This window comes from Agrobacterium vacciniicorymbosi, from assembly GCF_040427045.1.
Taxonomy (GTDB): domain Bacteria; phylum Pseudomonadota; class Alphaproteobacteria; order Rhizobiales; family Rhizobiaceae; genus Agrobacterium.
Genome location: NZ_JBETMF010000003.1, coordinates 280,687 through 297,292, shown reverse-complemented (window position 1 = coordinate 297,292; position 16,606 = coordinate 280,687). Strand labels below are relative to the sequence as shown.

Sequence of the window (16,606 nt, the reverse complement as noted above, 5' to 3'; positions counted from 1 at the left end):
CGCAGACGATGTCTGCGGCGTTTCTGTTTCTGATCAAGGCTGAGCTGGTTTCGGCTCATCCGGTGCCGGGTCTTCCACGGGCCTTTTCGTTCGCATCAAGGTGAGGACGAAGACGAAGAAGGCCGGGACGAAGAAGACAGCGAGGATGGTGGCCGAGACCATGCCGCCGAGAACCCCGGTGCCGATGGCGTTCTGGCTGGCGGCGCTGGGGCCGGTTGCGATGGCAAGCGGCACGACGCCGAGCGTGAAGGCGAGCGAGGTCATGATGATCGGGCGGAAGCGTACGCGGGCGGCTTCCACGGCGGAATCCAGCAGAGATTTGCCTTCCGCATAATAGTCCTTGGCAAATTCCACGATCAGGATCGCGTTCTTGGCCGATAGACCGATAATCGCGATCAGGCCCACCTTGAAGTAGATGTCGTTGGGCATATCCCGCAATATGACCGCAAGCACCGAGCCGATGATGCCGAGCGGCACGACCAGCATCACAGCAAGCGGGATAGACCAGCTCTCATAGAGACCTGCCAGCAGCAGGAACACGAAGAGAATGCTGAGGCCGAAGAGGAAGGGCGCCTGTGTGCCCGACTTGATCTCTTCCAGCGCTTGACCGGTCCACTCATAACCTATGCCGCCGGGAAGCTCCGAGGCGAGCTTTTCCATTTCGGCAATGGCAGCGCCCGTGGAATTGCCGGGGGCCGGTGAACCGGCGATACGGATGGTCGGATAACCATTATAGCCGACAATCTGCGGAGAACCCTTCTGCCACTGTGCGATGGCGAAGGAGCTGAGAGGCACCATGCCGCCACTGGAATTGCGGACGTTAAGCTTCATCAGGTCCTCAACCTGAAGACGGTCGCGGTCTTGTGCCTGCACGATGACCCGCTGCATGCGGCCCGAATTGGGGAAGTCGTTGATGTAGGACGAACCCAGATTGGCGGTGATGGTGTTGTTGATATCGGCAAAGGTGATGCCGAAGGTGTTGGCCTTCTCGCGGTCGATGACCAGTAGGATCTGCGCAGCATCCGGCAGGCCTTCGATACGCATGCCCGCGAGGATCGGGCTCTTGCTTGCCTTCTGCATCAGTTCACCAGCCGCTGCAGAAAGAGCTGCCTGGCCGATGCCGTTACGATCCTGAAGGCGGAAGCTGAAACCACCCGATGTGCCGAAACCTTCGATAGGCGGTGGCGAAAGGGCGAAGGTGGTCGCGTCTTTCAGGCCGAAGAGCTTCATATTGGCGCGATTGGCGATGTCTTGCGCCGAATTATCGGCACCGCGCTCGCTCCAGTCCTTCAGGGTGACGAAGGCGAGAGCCGCGTTGGCACCGTTGCCGGAGAAGCTGAAGCCCTGAATGGCGACGACATCCTTGACCGAAGGTTCAGCCGCGAAAATCTTTTCGATCTGCTGAATGGACGCGGTCGTGCGGTTGGCACTGGCTTCCGGTGGTCCCTGAATATCAACGATCAGGAAGCCCTGATCTTCATCCGGCACGAAGGCGCTTGGCAGGCTGACGAAGAGGTAGCCGAGGCCCGCGACGAGAGCGAGATAGATGACCATCATCCGGCCCGCACGGCGCGCGCCGCCTGTGGCTGCCTTGGTGTAGCCATGGGTCAGGCCATCGAATTTGCGGTTGAACCAGCCGCCAAGGCCACCTTTTTCGTGATGCCCTTTCTTGATGGGCTTGAGGAAGGTAGCGCAAAGGGCAGGTGTCAGCGACAGCGCGAGGAAGGCGGAGAACAGGATCGACACGACCATGGTCAAGCTGAACTGGCGGTAGATGATACCCGTCGAGCCGGGGAAGAAAGCCATGGGAATGAACACGCAGGCCAGAACCAGCGTGATGCCAAGAATGGCGCCGGTGATCTGTGTCATGGCTTTTTGCGTGGCCGCCTTCGGCGACAAACCTTCCTCGGCCATGATGCGCTCGACATTTTCCACGACGACGATCGCATCATCCACCAGAATACCGATGGCGAGCACCATGGCGAACATGGTCAGCACGTTGATGGAGAAGCCGGTGGCATACATGACCGCGCAGGTGCCGAGCAGCGCCACCGGTACGACGAGCGTCGGAATGACCGTGTATCGGAAATTCTGAAGGAAGACGAACATCACCACGAAGACGAGAACGACGGCTTCGATCAGCGTGCTGACCACCTTTTCGATGGAGGCGGAGACGAAGGGGCTGGTGTCGTAAGGAACGGAATAGGCAACGCCGCTTGGGAAGAAGCGCGACAATTCCTCTAGCTTGGCCGAGACGGCCTTGGAGGTGGCCACCGCGTTGCCGGTGGAGGAAAGCTGAATACCGACGGCGGCACTGGCCTGACCGTTCAGACGGCTGGAGAAGTTATAGGTCTCCGCGCCGAGTTCGATACGCGCAACATCCTTCAGCCGCACGCTGCTGCCATCCGGGTTGGCGCGCAGCACGATGTTGCCGAATTCTTCGGTATCGGTCAGCTGTCCTTTGACGAGGACGGTGGCCGTCAAATCCTGCGTAACAGGGTTGGGGGCCGCGCCGATCTGGCCTGCGGCAACCTGCGCGTTCTGAGCGGTAATGGCGCTGTTGATATCGGCAGCGGTAAGATTGAGGCCGACGAGCTTGTCGGCATCGATCCACACGCGCATGGCGCGCTGCGCCGAGAACAGCTGGGCACGACCGACACCTTCGATACGGCGTAATTCGCCAAGGACATTTCGGTTGAGGTAATCGCCAAGCGCCACCTCATCCATCGTGCCATCGGTGGAGGTGAGCGTGATGAACATGAGGAAGCCGGATGCGGCTTCTTCCACGGTCACACCCTGTGCGGCAACGGCGGAGGGCAGGCGGGCTTCGACGCGGCGAATGGCGTTCTGCACATCGACCGAGGCCTGATTGATGTTGGTGCCAGCCTGGAAGGTGGCGTTGATGGAAACCTGACCTGACGTATCCGAGGTGGACTCGAAATACATCAGCCCTTCGACGCCGTTCAGCTCGTCTTCGATCAGCCGGGTGACGCCCTGATAGATATCCTGCGGCGAAGCACCGGGGTAGGTGGTGGAAATCGTCAGCTGCGGCGGCGCGACCTTCGGGTACTGCGCAATCGGCAGGAAGGGCAGGGCGATGAGGCCCGCAATGGAAATGAACAGCGCAAAAACCCAGGCGAGGATCGGCCGTTTTATGAAAAGCTGTGCCATGGGGTAACCTTACTGCTTGGGTGCTTGCGCGGACGCGTCGGCTGGCTTTTCTGGCTGCCATGGTTCTGGCGCGATCTTGCCGCCGGGCTGAACCTTCTGCGCGCCATCGACCACGACTTTTTCGCCAGTCGTCAGGCCTTTTTCGACAACCCATTCCGAACCGATGGCTTGACCGAGTTCGACAGGGCGGGCTTCGGCGGTGCTGTCTTCCTTGGCCACATAGACCTGTGGCTTGCCGTCGGCTGTACGAACGATGGACCGCTGAGGCACGGTGATGGCGTTTTCACGCACGGCCTGCTCAATTCTCACCCGAACATACATGCCGGGGAGAAGATCGCGGCCTGCATTGGGAAACTCCGCACGTAGCGTGACCTGACCAGTGGTGGAATCGACGCTGGCGCTGGCGAACAGCAGACGACCGGCTTGGGCGTAGAGCGAGCCATCATCAAACACGAGACGCACGCTGGCCTGATCCGGGGCGGGGCTGGCGAGCTTTCCATCTGCCACGGCGCGTTTCAGCGCCATCATATCCTGTGCAGACTGGGTGAAGTCGGCATAGGCGGGATCGATCTGCTGGATCAGGGCAAGGTTCTGCGTGCCATCGGCAGTGACCAGCGCGCCTTCGGTGACGAGAGCGCCGCCGATGATGCCGGTGATGGGTGCGCGGACTTCGGTATATTCCAGATTGATGCGTGCTTCATCCAAAGCTGCTTGCTGAAGCGCGACGTCGGCATCGGCCTGAGCCAGATTGACGGCAGCGGTATCGTAATCGATGCCGGTCGAAACGTTGCGCTCACGCAGGTTCTTCTGACGTTCAAGCTGCTGGCGGGCGTTGTTCTGCGTGGCCTGGGCGCGCTGCAAGGCGGCCTCGGCGCTGGCGACGCGAACTTTGAAGAGGCGCGGGTCGATGCGGTAGAGTACATCGTCTTTCTGCACCAGCGTGCCCTGCTCGAAGACGCGCTCCTGCAAAATGCCGGAGACCCGGGCGCGAACTTCGGCAATGCGCGTGGCGGCGATGCGGCCCGGCAGTTCGTTGACCACAGGTACCGATTTCGATGTCAGTTCCAGCACGCTGACGGCAGGCGGTGGCATCTGCATGCCCTCCTGAGCGTTGGCAGCAAGGGGGGCGACCATCAGAGAAACGGCAGCCATCACGGTTAGCAGTCGCGGCAGAGATGTTCTGCTGTGCATTGTATAGTCCTCGTTTATCACCCGCAGGCGATCGTCATGTTTCGTCAGGAGAGTTCAGGTATATAGCGCGAATATCGTCGAGAATTTCCAGCCGGGCTTCTGGTTCCCACTGGTAGAAATTGAAATATTCCGTGCAGTAAAAACCGGTCAGAGCAAGATAGGCGATCAGCGCTGCTTTGGGTCTTTTGCCGCTGCCTATGTCTGCCAGATCTTTGCGCGTCCAGTTCCGCAGTTTTTCGTGCAGCTTTTCTTCACTCGACATGGCCGCACTCATGGCAAGGCAGACGGCCTTGTCGGTATCGTCCGGTTCTTTTTCCGCAACGGCGATGCGACCGAAAAGCTCCGGATGCGCCTTGTCGCTATTGGCGTCCACAGACGCACGGACACGCTCCTCTTCCGAGGTCAGGCGGCGATCGATCAAGGCTTCCAGCAGCGCGGATTTGGATTTATGATCATAGACGACCCGCGATTTGCTGACGCCCGCTTCCTGCGCCACCGCATCGATGGAAACGCCAACGGCCCCCAGACGCAAAATAACGCGTTCGGCGGCGTCCAGAATATCATCTGCACTGATCTTACGTGTTCTAGCCATAATTGCTCACAATCTAAAATATGGTTTTCAATACGAACGTTCGTGTTTTTAAGCAAGCGCAAAAAACATCACGATTAGTTATGACTTAAAATCAATATGTTGCTTGGGCAAGATGCGATGTTGGCGCGCCTAACTGGCGACTGAAAGCGCGCGCATCTTCTCGGACGAACCCCGGATGACCTCGGAAATCGGCATCAGCTGTTTGATGAGCGGGGAGGCATTTCGCCAGATCATTCCGATGGAACGCACCGGAGCGGGTGCTTCGAAATGCGATATCGAAACATGGGCCGAGCGGGTTTCCATCGGCACCGCCATTTCCGGGATGAGGGTAATGCCAATACCGGCGCTGACCATTTGCACCAGTGTGGACAGGGAGCTTCCCTCCATAACTTCGCGCGGCTGGGATGAGCCGACATTGCAGAAGGACAGAGCCTGATCGCGGAAACAGTGGCCTTCCTCCAGAAGCAGCAACCGCATCTTGGGCAGGGCGGTGCGCTCCGGCACGGGTTTTCCGCCATCCTCATGCCGCCGGACCAGCACGAATTCCTCATCGAACAATTTGAGCTCGGTCAGTGCCGGTTCGGAAATGGGCAGGGCAACGATTGCAAGGTCGAGATCACCCTGTTTCAGTTCTTCGATCAATCTGGCGGTCTGTGTTTCGCGCACCTGAATCTCGATGCCTTCGAAGGCCTTGTTGAGATCATTGATGATGGTGGGCAGCAGGTAGGGGGCGACGGTGGGGATGATGCCGATCCGCAGCCGTGAGAGAAACGAGTTTTTCGAAACCCGGGCCAATTCGTCCAACTCATCCACGGCGCGCAGGATTTCACGCACGCGGATGGCGAATGTCTGGCCAAAGCCCGTGAGACGGATTTCCCGGGCGCTGCGTTCGAACAGTTCGTGCCCCACATCCTCCTCCAGTTCCTTGATCTGCATAGACAGAGCGGGTTGGGAAATAGCGCAGGCATCCGCAGCGAGGCGAAAGCGCCGGTGGCGTGCGAGGGCTTCGAAATAACGCAGCTGCTTCAAGGTCAGATTTTTCATAAGCTTAGCTTATCGCGCTGATCAGTAAATCCAACTTAAATTTATGGATATCAGTCGTTAAAAGGTCTTGGGGAGAGATTAGGTTGGATTTGCCGGTCGCGAAGGTTGCGGCTGGGACGACTGAAATCCTGCGATTTTTGACTGCGAACTCTCTTTTTTGAACGCCCACTCATAAATGACATGGAGGATATCATGGACCAGAAAACCGATAGCGCGGCTAAGTGTCCCGTCGCCCACGGCCAAACGCCGAAAGCCGTCAGATCGAACCGCGATTGGTGGCCGAACCAGCTGAACATTCAGATTCTTCATCACGGCTCATCCCTTTCGGACCCGTTGGGCAAGGAATTCAACTACGCAGAAGAATTCAAGAAGCTCGATCTGGATGCGCTGAAAAGCGACCTTCACGCACTGATGACCGATTCCCAGGAATGGTGGCCCGCCGATTTCGGTCATTACGGCGGTCTGTTCATCCGCATGGCGTGGCATAGCGCCGGTACTTACCGCATTACCGATGGCCGTGGTGGCGCCGGTGCCGGTCAACAGCGTTTTGCGCCGCTCAACAGCTGGCCCGATAATGCCAATCTCGACAAGGCCCGCCGCCTTCTCTGGCCGATCAAGCAGAAATACGGCAATCAGATTTCCTGGGCCGATCTGATGATCCTGACCGGCAACGTGGCGCTGGAATCCATGGGCTTCAAGACCTTCGGTTTCGCCGGTGGTCGCGCCGATGTCTGGGAGCCGGAAGAACTGTTCTGGGGACCGGAAGGCACATGGCTGGGCGATGAACGCTACAGCGGCGAGCGCGAATTGGCAGAGCCGCTGGGTGCGGTGCAGATGGGTCTGATCTACGTCAACCCGGAAGGCCCGAACGGCAATCCTGACCCGCTGGCATCGGCTCGCGACATTCGCGCGACCTTTGCCCGCATGGCGATGGACGACGAAGAAACCGTTGCCCTGATTGCAGGCGGTCACACCTTCGGCAAGACCCATGGCGCGGGCGATCCTTCGCTGATCGGTGCGGAACCTGAGGGTGGCGACATCGAAGACCAGGGGCTGGGCTGGAAGAGCAAGTTCGGTACCGGCTTCGGTAAGGACGCCATTACTGGCGGCCCGGAAGTGACCTGGACGCAGACACCAACGCAGTGGAGCAACTTCTTCTTCGAAAACCTCTTTGCTTTCGAATGGGAACTGACCGCAAGTCCGGCTGGTGCGAAGCAGTGGGTGGCAAAGAACGCCGAGGCGTCCATTCCCGATGCCTATGATCCGTCGCGCAAGCATCTTCCAACCATGCTGACATCGGATCTGGCGCTGCGTTTCGACCCGGCCTATGAAAAGATTTCGCGCCGCTTCCTCGAAAATCCCGACCAGTTTGCGGACGCCTTCGCGCGGGCATGGTTCAAGCTGACACACCGCGACATGGGTCCGAAGGTTCGTTATCTCGGACCGGAAGTTCCATCCGAAGACCTGATCTGGCAGGACGTTGTTCCTCCGGTGGATCATCCGCTTGTTGATGATGGCGATATCGCCAGCCTGAAGGCCAAGGTGGCAGCGTCAGGTCTGACGGTGCAGGAACTGGTTTCCACAGCCTGGGCCTCTGCCTCATCCTTCCGCGGATCGGACAAGCGCGGCGGTGCGAATGGTGCGCGTATTCGTCTGGAGCCGCAGAAGAACTGGGAAGCCAACCAGCCCGCACAGTTGGCCAAGGTTCTCGGCACTCTGGAAGGCATTCAACGCGACTTTAATGCAGCGCAGACTGGCGGCAAGAAGATTTCGATTGCCGATCTCATCGTTCTGGCCGGTGCCGTTGGTGTTGAAAAGGCCGCCAAGGATGGCGGTCACGACATCACCGTTCCCTTCACGCCGGGCCGAACCGATGCGTCTCAGGAGCAGACGGATGTTGCATCCTTCGCAGCGCTTGAGCCCCGCGCCGATGGTTTCCGCAACTTCATCAGCAAGACCCGCCACCAGTTCATGAAGCCGGAAGAAGCGCTTGTCGACCGCGCCCAGCTTCTGACGCTGACAGGCCCGGAAATGACGATCCTTTTGGGTGGTCTTCGTGTGCTGAACGTGGGTGAGCCGGAACAGGGCGTCTTCACCAACCGTCCGGGAACGCTGAGCAACGACTTCTTCGTAAACCTGCTAGACATGGATGTTCAGTGGGCGCCGGTTGCCGGCAAGGAAGGCGTCTATGAAGGACGTAGCCGCAAGACCGGTGAAGCGAAGTGGACAGGCACGCGCGTCGATCTGATTTTCGGCTCGCACTCGCAGCTTCGCGCACTGGCCGAGGTCTATGGCTCATCCGATGCCAAGCACAGCTTCGTCAAAGACTTTGTTTCCGCCTGGAACAAGGTGATGAATGCAGACCGGTTCGACCTGAACTAAGGACGGTGATTCGAACCATGGTTCCTTTTGGGAGCCAGGTTTAACCACAGATAGCACCGGGCGTGGCCGTTACCACGCCCGGTGTCTAAGTGTTTTATTTTCCTAAACCATTTTGCAAAAATTTACCGATTTTTCTAACGACTATCAAAAACATTCGGTAAACGTGTCTGACGCAATTGCTTTTCAAGCAGAGGCGCTGCTCAATATGCTAAAAGCCCAAGCCTTTATGTTCATCAAATCTCAGTAAGCATATTGTATCGAATCCTGATATAAGATTTTAGAAAGCTCGTGATGTGGCGAGTGGTCAGCCATCGAGGTCTATCGAAGGACAAAAACAATGCGTTTTGTGCGGTTAATTCTCAGCGCCGTTTTGGCGATCACATGGCTTTCCACTGCTCAGGCCGGTTCCCTGCCACAGCCTGCGGGCAAACCGATTCTCACGATTTCAGGCCATATATCCAACACCAATGCTGATGGCGCGGCCAAGTTCGACCGGGATATGCTTGAGGGCATGGGGTTGGTAACGGTCGAGACGAACTCACCCTGGTATGACGGGCGCACACGTTTCGAAGGCGTTTCGCTTAAGAAGCTGATGGAGCTTGTCGGGGCCAAGGGCGACACCGTGACCGCCGTTGCCTTAAACGATTATGTCAGCACCATTCCAATGGCGGATTTTGAAAAATACAATGTCATTCTGGCGATGAAACGGGATGGCAATTACATGGAGGTCCGCGAAAAGGGGCCTCTCTTCGTTATCTATCCCTATGACAGTGCGCCGGAACTTCAAACGCAGACGTACTATACGCGCTCCGCTTGGCAGGTTGCGAAGCTTATAGTCGAGTAAAGGTGCCGCTTGCGCAAAGTATTGGCGGTCATCATTTGCTGTTTCGTTTTGGCAACGGGCTACATTGCCTACGTCATTGCACAGCGGCAAACCGCATTGCAGAAATTCGCCAGATACAATGATTCATGGGCGGTCAGCCAGACCGTCTCGGAATATCTGCGTCTCCAGAACAATCTCTACGGTTTCGTCCTCGATCCCAATCGCATAACCCGTGACGATCTGCGGCTGCGCATGGATATCATGCTGGGCAGGCTGGAGCTGCTAAAGCAGGGCAAGCTCGGTGCCTTCATTGCCGAGCGTGCGGACTGGCTGGAACTCGTCGCAAAGCTGGACGCGATCCTGACGGATCTGGACAAGAACCTCGCTCAGTTGCAGCCGGAAACCGTCAAGGCGCTGCTGCCGACGATGAGCACGCTGGACGGGCCGCTGACCACGCTTGCATCCTCTTCCGTCGCCTATGACGTCGACGTCATCGATGCCGCGCATTCGGAAGTGCGCAAGCTGCACATCATCTATACGGGACTTGCTGGCGGGCTTATCATCTGCGGCGTGGCGCTGATCTTCCTCTTGAACCGCCATAACAATCTGCTGGACCGCGCGCAAAAAGACATGCGCGGACTGACGGATGATTTGCGTGCGGCAACGCTGGAATTGCAGGCCAACAATGTGCGCCTTGCGCATGATGCCTATCACGATGCGCTGACCGAACTGCCCAACCGCGCGCTGTTCAGAAAAGAGCTGAACGACAGATTGAGTTTGGACGAGCCCGAAACGGCGACCATTCTGCTGCTGGACCTGGATGGTTTCAAGGATATCAACGATACGCTCGGCCATGATGTGGGTGACGCGTTGCTACAAGCCGTCGGCATACGCCTGTCTTCACTACGCACAGATGGCGACATGGTGTGCCGTCTGGGTGGCGATGAGTTCGCCGTGATTTCAAGTGGCTTGAGCGAGGATGAGGCGCTAACTTTGGCCGATGCGCTGATCGCCGAGATCAGCCATCCCTATAATCTCGGTGAGCTTGAGATCAAAATCGGCACCTGTGTCGGCATCGCCGTATCATGTGATGTGATGAATGCTGACGAGCTGTTCAAGCGTGCGGATCTGGCGCTTTACGAAGCCAAGAGATTGGGGCCCGGCCGCGCCAGCGTTTTCAAAGTCCATATGCAGCAGCAGTTAACGGAAAAGCGCTCATTCGAGGCCGACCTGCAAATGGCGCTGCAAAACAACGAGATGGAAGTCTATTACCAGCCGCAGATGTTGACGAAGACCCGCGAGATTTGCGGCTTCGAGGCCTTGCTGCGCTGGACACACCCTGTGCGTGGCCGCGTGCCGCCCTCTGCCTTCATTCCCGTGGCCGAACGGACGGGCCTGATCCATTCTCTCGGCAAATGGGCGATGGATACGGCTTGCCAGGAAGCCAAGAGCTGGAAGGGCGATCTGAAGGTTGCGATCAACCTTTCACCGGTTCAGTTCCACAGCACCAGCCTCATCCAGAACGTCGTCAACGCGCTTGAAAAGAGCGGGCTGAATGCAAACCGGCTGGAGCTTGAGATTACCGAATCCGTGCTGCTCAACAAAAGCGACCAGACACTGGAAACGCTGGAGAAGCTGAAAGAAGTCGGCATACAGATCGCCATGGATGATTTCGGCACCGGCTATTCCTCGCTTGGTAACCTGCGTGGCGTGCCCTTTGATAAGATCAAGATCGACCAGTCGTTCCTGCGCGATGTCGCGACCGATACGGATGCGCTGGCCATCGTGGAGTTCGTTGTCGGCATGGCCAAGAGCCTGAGAATGACGACGATTGCGGAGGGCATTGAAACGCAGGAGCAGTTCGATTGCATGACCCGGCTTGGATGCGACCAGATGCAGGGCTACCTGATTGGCTATCCATCACCGGCTGAAAAGCTCGATGTTTTCAGGCGTTCGATTTAAGAGACATCATGTTGCAGTTTATCTTGGCCTCGGCCTTTAAGGGATTTTGAAATGGAACGGCTTGACGTGCATGGCGTGCGGCTCGATCTGGCGCGGGAAGAGGTTTCTCCTGTCATCTGGAAAGCACTGGAAGATGGAAGCTATGAGGCGAAAGAAGCCCGCAGCATTCTAAAAGCGATCAAGCCCGGCGACCGCGTGCTTGAGCTTGGCTCCGGCATCGGCATCATCACCTCCATCATTGCTGGTATCAAAGACGTGTCCGTCTGGGCTTTCGAGGCTAACCCCGGAACGGCGGCGCTGGCTGCGCGGGTGATCAAGGCCAATTGCCCCGACAATGTCACCTTTTCGCAGGGGCTTTTGACGGCGCATGCGCCGCATGTTCACCCGTTTTACGTTCGCAAAGACCTGTGGATGTCATCGATGGATGAAAATCAGGGGCCTTACGAAGATCGCATCGAAATCCCGTCCGAAAACATCGATGAATTCATCGCGCGCCACCAGATCAATGCGCTGGTCATGGATATCGAGGGTGCTGAACATGATTTGTTGCAGAATGCCGCGCTCATCGGCGTCGAGCGGATATTCGTGGAACTGCACGACCACCTATACCATCTGGCAGGCATTCGCGACATTACGCAGGCGCTGGCGCTGAAGGGATATTCCTACGATCCGCGCGGCTCGCGCGGACCTTGCGTGCTGTTTTCGAAAGACGACACGCCGAGAGAATACGATCCCGACGTGGATTGAGCCTCGTCTGTCAAGCGTTCGCGCCCTCATATTCCAGCGATGCGCCGATGAGTTCGCGGGCATAAGGGTGGGTTGCGCCATTGGCGGCAATGGCGTTTCGTGGCAGTATATCGGTGACTTCGCCGCGCAGCATGACCGCGAAACGGTCGCACATATGGTCCACCACGGCCAGGTCATGGGTGACCATGATGTAGGTGAAGCCGCGTTCTTCGCGAAGGCGTTGCAGCAGGTTCAGGATTTCCGCCTGAACCGAGACATCGAGCGCCGAGGTTGGTTCATCCAGCAGCAGCAGCGATGGCTCAAGGATCAAAGCCCGGGCGATTGCCACGCGCTGACGCTGCCCGCCCGAGAGCTGGTGCGGAAACCGATCAAGAAACGAGACGGGCAGACCGACATCGGTGATGGCTTTGCGCATCCGCTCTTCTTTGTCACCCAGCTTGTGAATGGTCAGCGGTTCGTTGAGAACGGTTCTGACCGACTGGCGCGGATGCAGTGAGCCGTAAGGGTCCTGAAACACCATCTGCAGCGTGCGGCAACGGTCAATCAGCTGCATGTTGCGCACCGATTTTCCGTCGATCAGGATTTCGCCCTTCCAGAAATCCGTCAGCATGGACACGCAGCGCAGGACGGTGGATTTGCCGGAGCCGGATTCGCCGACGAGGCCGAAGCATTCACCCGGCTGCACGGAAAAGGAGACGGACGGCAGAACCTTGACGGCGGAGGGGCCTTCACCGAAGCTGATCGATAGATCGCGAATTTCAACAGAGACTGACATCAGACTTTTTCCTCCAGCCATTCCGGACGGCGGTCTAGAACGGCAAGCGGCGAACGGCTGCCGCCAATGCGCGGTTGGGCTGCCAGAAGGCCGCGTGTGTAAGGGTGCTGGGCGCTGTCCAGATCCCGCGCCGACAGGGTTTCGACAACCTGGCCCGCATACATGATGAGAACGCGGTCGCAGAAATTGCGGACTAGATTGAGATCATGACTGATCATGATGAGCCCGATGCCGCGATCCCGCACGAGGCTGTCGAGAATGTTCAGCACCTGCAGGCGAACGGTGACGTCCAGAGCTGATGTCGGCTCGTCGGCGATGACGAGGTCCGGGTCTGCGAGAAGCATCATGGCGATCATGACGCGCTGTCCCATGCCGCCTGAGATTTCATGCGGATATTGGGCATAGACGCGTTCAGGATCACGAATTTTGACCGCCTCCAGCATGACGAGCGCCTTGATCCTAGCTTCCGCTTTCGTGCATTTGAAATGCCGGAGATAGGTTTCCGCCACCTGATCGCCGACGCGGCGGATGGGGTTCAGCGAGAACTTCGGGTCCTGGAGGATCATCGACATGCGTCTGCCGCGAACCTTCAGCATCTCTTTCTCTGACAGAGACAGAAGATCGAGTTCATCGAAACGAAGCGTATCGGCGGTGATCGTCGCGCCGGGCAGGAGGCGCAGGAGTGCACGCCCCACGGTGGATTTGCCGGAGCCGCTTTCACCGACGATGCCGAGACGTTCCCGGCCAAGGGTGAAGGACACACCGCGCACGGCCTCGGTTTCAGAACCACCATAGCGAATGCGGAGATTTTTCACGTCCAGAATTGTCCGTTCCATGGCTTATCTCCGGTTCATCTGCTTGGGATCCAGCGCATCGCGCAAACCATCACCCAGAAGGTTGAAGGCAAGGCTGACGGAAAGGATCGACACGCCGGGGAACGTCACCAGCCACCAATTGTCCAGCATATAGCGACGGCCTGTTGCAATCATCGCGCCCCATTCCGGCAAGGGTGGTTGCGCGCCGAGGCCCAGAAAGCCGAGACCGGCAGCTGTCAGGATGACGGTTGCCATGTTCAGCGTCAGGCGAATGAGGACCGATGGCAGGCACATGGGCATGATTGACTTGACGATGATGCGCATCGGCGACGCACCTTGCAGACGGGCTGCGGCGATGTAATCCGCATTACGGAAGGTCATGGCTTCGGCGCGGGCAAGGCGGGCAATCGGCGGCCATGAGGTGAGTGCGATGGCAATGATTGCATTGTTGAGGCTTGGGCCAAGCGCTGCAACGAAGGCCAGCGACAGGATCAGGCTTGGGAAGGACAGGAAGATATCGGTGATGCGCATCATGACCGTATCGAACTTGCCACCGAGATAGCCCGACGCCGTGCCGATGATGAGGCCGATGGGGCCGACCACGATGGAGACGAGGAAGATGATGGTCAACGTGATGCGCGCACCGAAGACGAGGCGGCTGAAAATATCGCGACCGAGTTCATCCGTACCGAAGAAGTGGCCGTCACCCGGTGCTTTCAGCACATTCGTCAAATCCTGCACATAGGGGTCGTGCGTGGCGATCAGCGGTGCGAAGACTGCTGCAAGGATCAGAATGGCAAGAACGAGCAGTCCGAACGTCGACGTCGGGCTGCGCAATAGGAAAAGAACGATGTTCTTCAACGCGTTGACGGAGGCGGGAAGCCTGATTTTTTCTGCTTGCGCGGTCATCAGCGTGTCCTCGGATCGAAGAAGCGGTAAAGAATATCGGACAGAAGATTGAGGCCGATGAAGATGACGCCGACAATCAAGACGCAGGTCATGACCGCATTCATATCGCCGATGATGAGGTTGCTGGTCAGATACTGGCCAAAGCCCGGCCATGCGAAGACGGTTTCGATCAGCACGGCGCCTTCCAGCAGCGAGCCATAGGCCAGCGCTACGATGGTGACGAGCTGGACGCGGATGTTGGCGAATGCGTGACGCCAGATGGTCTGCCGGCTGGAGAGACCTTTCACGCGTGCCGTTGTTACATATTCCTGACCGAGCTGGTCGAGCATGAAGCTGCGGGTCATGCGGGTTATATAGGCGGAGGATGAGTAACCCAGCAGTGCGGCGGGAAGGATAAGATGGTTCACGGCGGACCAGAAGACATCCATGTCTCCGGCCAGAAGGCTGTCGATCAACAGGAAGCCGGTCCGTTCATCGACAAGGCCGATATAGAACTGGTCCATGCGACCGCTGCCGCCGACGAGATCGAGTTTGGCGTAGAAAACGATGAGCGCAATCATGCCTGTCCAGAAAATCGGCATGGAATGGCCGAACAGGCTGATGACGCGAACGACATGGTCGGGCCAGCGATCCTTGTTGACGGCTGCAAAGACGCCCATGGGCACGCCAAGGCCAGCGCCGATCATGATGGCGAATGTCGCCAGCTCGATTGTAGCTGGCATGACATGCAGGATGTCCTGAATGACAGGTTGGCCGGTTCGGATGGATGTGCCGAAGTTTCCGGTGAAAACATCTCCAAGATAGTAGAAGAATTGCTGCCAGATTGGCTTGTCGAGACCCAGCGAGCGGAAAACCTGTTCGTAGGTTTCGCGGGTCGCATCTTCACCGACGATGGCACGGACCGGGTCCGCAGGCATCAGACGCCCGATGAAGAAGGTGAGCAAAAGCAGGCCGAGCAGCGTAATGGCAATGGTGCCGATTTGCCCGGCCGCGCCGGCAAGGCGCGGGCTTCGTATGTGCATATTTCCTCCCTCTGCCAGCCTCCCGAAGCGAGCGCTTCATGTCTGACAAGTTTTCAAAAATCTGTCACATGTTGTCGTATCTGTCAAGCATGACGCTGGAGGGTTGAGAGACAGGTTGGGGACGAGGGGCTTCGCGTCTTTTTGCGTTCTGCCGATTGAGAAGAGAGTGCGGCAGCGGGATGAGCGGACAGGGTAGGTGGATACGAAGAGCTAGCCCCTGATCCGTGCCTTCGGCCGACCTTCTCCCCGGCGAGGAGAAGAAAGATACCGCACCGCTGCACCATAGGTGGACTAAGCAGCGTAATCTGAACTTAATCTCAGTCTCTTAGGCCTGCTTCAGCCCTTGTCTTCGACATGGGCGGTCTTGGACCGCAAAAGCACCTTGTAGCGTTCGAGGCTTCCGCGCAGATGGATGCGCATCTGCTCGCGGGCAGCTTCTGCATCGCCTTCGATAATGGCGTCAACGATGCGTCCATGTTCTTCCTGAAGATGCAGATTGTAGTCTTTCGGGCGTGAGCCAGGTTCGGCGCCCTGTAACTCTCCGCGCGGAATGATGCCTGATCTGATGAGGCGCAAAAACTCTGGAAAGCGGCGGTTTTGCGTGGCTTCCGCGATTTTGAAATGAAGATCGAAATCCGCATCGCGGGTCGGCTGGCCGTTCTCGAGACACTCGCCAATCTTGTTGTGCGCGTCAAGAATAGCCTCGATCTGGGTGGCCGAACGGCGTGAGGCGGCAAGGCCAGCCGACTCGACTTCGAAGACGGTTCTCAGTTCCAGAAGCTCTATGACGGAGGAGATACGTTCCGTCGTCAAATCCTTGAAGGGTTCGTCCTTTTCCTGCTGGATTTGCAGCGCGAAAATGCCAGCACCCTTGCGGGCTTCTACCAATCCATCCGCGCGCAAGATGGCGATAGCCTCGCGAACCACGGTGCGGCTGACGGAATATTCCCGTGTCAGTGCGCTTTCGCTGGGCAGGCGATCACCCGGACGAAAGACGCCTCCAACCAGATCGCGCCGCAAGGCCGTGCTGATCTTGGATGCGAGTGACGTCCCTCGCTCGACTGTGCGTGCAGCGTCCATATTGGCCTCACCTGGCTGTTACCTGTCTGGCATGTTAGCAACTCGCTGCCGCAATGCAAGTTTTCTTGTCTACCTCAATTTCCACTGACACGG

Annotated in this window: 13 protein-coding genes; 4 read left to right on the top strand and 9 right to left on the bottom strand. The window is 57.8% G+C overall.

Translation table 11 applies throughout. The annotated features are described in order from the left end of the window. Nucleotides 1-33: 33 nt before the first annotated feature. The 4 genes from ABUK73_RS07245 to ABUK73_RS07230 all read right to left on the bottom strand — a co-directional run bounded on the left by ABUK73_RS07245 (nt 34) and on the right by ABUK73_RS07230 (nt 5,998). Nucleotides 34-3,171, bottom strand: coding sequence for a multidrug efflux RND transporter permease subunit (locus tag ABUK73_RS07245; RefSeq protein ID WP_113090003.1), 3,138 nt, complete (start codon nt 3,169-3,171; stop codon nt 34-36). A gap of 9 nt (nt 3,172-3,180) precedes the next feature. Then, on the bottom strand, nt 3,181-4,323 hold the full coding sequence (locus ABUK73_RS07240; RefSeq protein WP_353576755.1) for an efflux RND transporter periplasmic adaptor subunit: 1,143 nt from the start codon (nt 4,321-4,323) through the stop codon (nt 3,181-3,183). A gap of 73 nt (nt 4,324-4,396) precedes the next feature. After that, nucleotides 4,397-4,954: a TetR/AcrR family transcriptional regulator gene (locus ABUK73_RS07235; protein ID WP_353576687.1), complete on the bottom strand. Its 558-nt coding sequence runs from the start codon at nt 4,952-4,954 to the stop codon at nt 4,397-4,399. A 129-nt stretch (nt 4,955-5,083) separates the two neighbouring features. After that, complete coding sequence (locus tag ABUK73_RS07230) at nt 5,084-5,998, bottom strand: hydrogen peroxide-inducible genes activator (RefSeq protein ID WP_113090000.1); 915 nt, start codon at nt 5,996-5,998, stop codon at nt 5,084-5,086. A 192-nt stretch (nt 5,999-6,190) separates the two neighbouring features. Here ABUK73_RS07230 and katG point away from each other — a divergent pair, with 192 nt between their 5' ends. The 4 genes from katG (at nt 6,191) to ABUK73_RS07210 (ending at nt 11,912) form a co-directional block, all read left to right on the top strand. Beyond that, the gene (gene katG, locus ABUK73_RS07225) at nt 6,191-8,380 is read left to right on the top strand and encodes a catalase/peroxidase HPI (protein ID WP_353576686.1); all 2,190 of its coding nucleotides are present in this window, start codon (nt 6,191-6,193) and stop codon (nt 8,378-8,380) included. 337 nt (nt 8,381-8,717) lie between these two features. Further along, complete coding sequence (locus tag ABUK73_RS07220) at nt 8,718-9,224, top strand: molybdopterin-dependent oxidoreductase (RefSeq protein ID WP_113089999.1); 507 nt, start codon at nt 8,718-8,720, stop codon at nt 9,222-9,224. A 9-nt stretch (nt 9,225-9,233) separates the two neighbouring features. Next, on the top strand, nt 9,234-11,165 hold the full coding sequence (locus tag ABUK73_RS07215) for a putative bifunctional diguanylate cyclase/phosphodiesterase (RefSeq protein ID WP_353576685.1): 1,932 nt from the start codon (nt 9,234-9,236) through the stop codon (nt 11,163-11,165). Nucleotides 11,166-11,216: 51 nt separating this feature from the next. Next, on the top strand, nt 11,217-11,912 hold the full coding sequence (locus tag ABUK73_RS07210) for an FkbM family methyltransferase (protein ID WP_353576684.1): 696 nt from the start codon (nt 11,217-11,219) through the stop codon (nt 11,910-11,912). Nucleotides 11,913-11,922: 10 nt separating this feature from the next. Here ABUK73_RS07210 and ABUK73_RS07205 read toward each other — a convergent pair whose 3' ends face one another. From ABUK73_RS07205 to ABUK73_RS07185, 5 genes are all read right to left on the bottom strand, one after another. After that, nucleotides 11,923-12,687, bottom strand: coding sequence for an ABC transporter ATP-binding protein (locus ABUK73_RS07205; protein WP_353576683.1), 765 nt, complete (start codon nt 12,685-12,687; stop codon nt 11,923-11,925). Then, the gene (locus tag ABUK73_RS07200; protein ID WP_353576682.1) at nt 12,687-13,523 is read right to left on the bottom strand and encodes an ABC transporter ATP-binding protein; all 837 of its coding nucleotides are present in this window, start codon (nt 13,521-13,523) and stop codon (nt 12,687-12,689) included. The genes ABUK73_RS07205 and ABUK73_RS07200 overlap by 1 nt, the downstream gene beginning before the upstream one ends. A gap of 3 nt (nt 13,524-13,526) precedes the next feature. Beyond that, entirely contained in the window at nt 13,527-14,411 is an 885-nt protein-coding gene (locus tag ABUK73_RS07195) for an ABC transporter permease (protein ID WP_113089992.1), read from the bottom strand. Next, nucleotides 14,411-15,433 carry an ABC transporter permease gene (locus ABUK73_RS07190; protein WP_113089991.1) on the bottom strand — a complete coding sequence of 341 codons (1,023 nt, stop codon included), beginning with the start codon at nt 15,431-15,433 and terminating at the stop codon, nt 14,411-14,413. The genes ABUK73_RS07195 and ABUK73_RS07190 overlap by 1 nt, the downstream gene beginning before the upstream one ends. 336 nt (nt 15,434-15,769) lie before the next feature. Next, the gene (locus ABUK73_RS07185) at nt 15,770-16,513 is read right to left on the bottom strand and encodes a FadR/GntR family transcriptional regulator (protein WP_353576681.1); all 744 of its coding nucleotides are present in this window, start codon (nt 16,511-16,513) and stop codon (nt 15,770-15,772) included. Between the last annotated feature and the right edge of the window lie 93 nt (nt 16,514-16,606).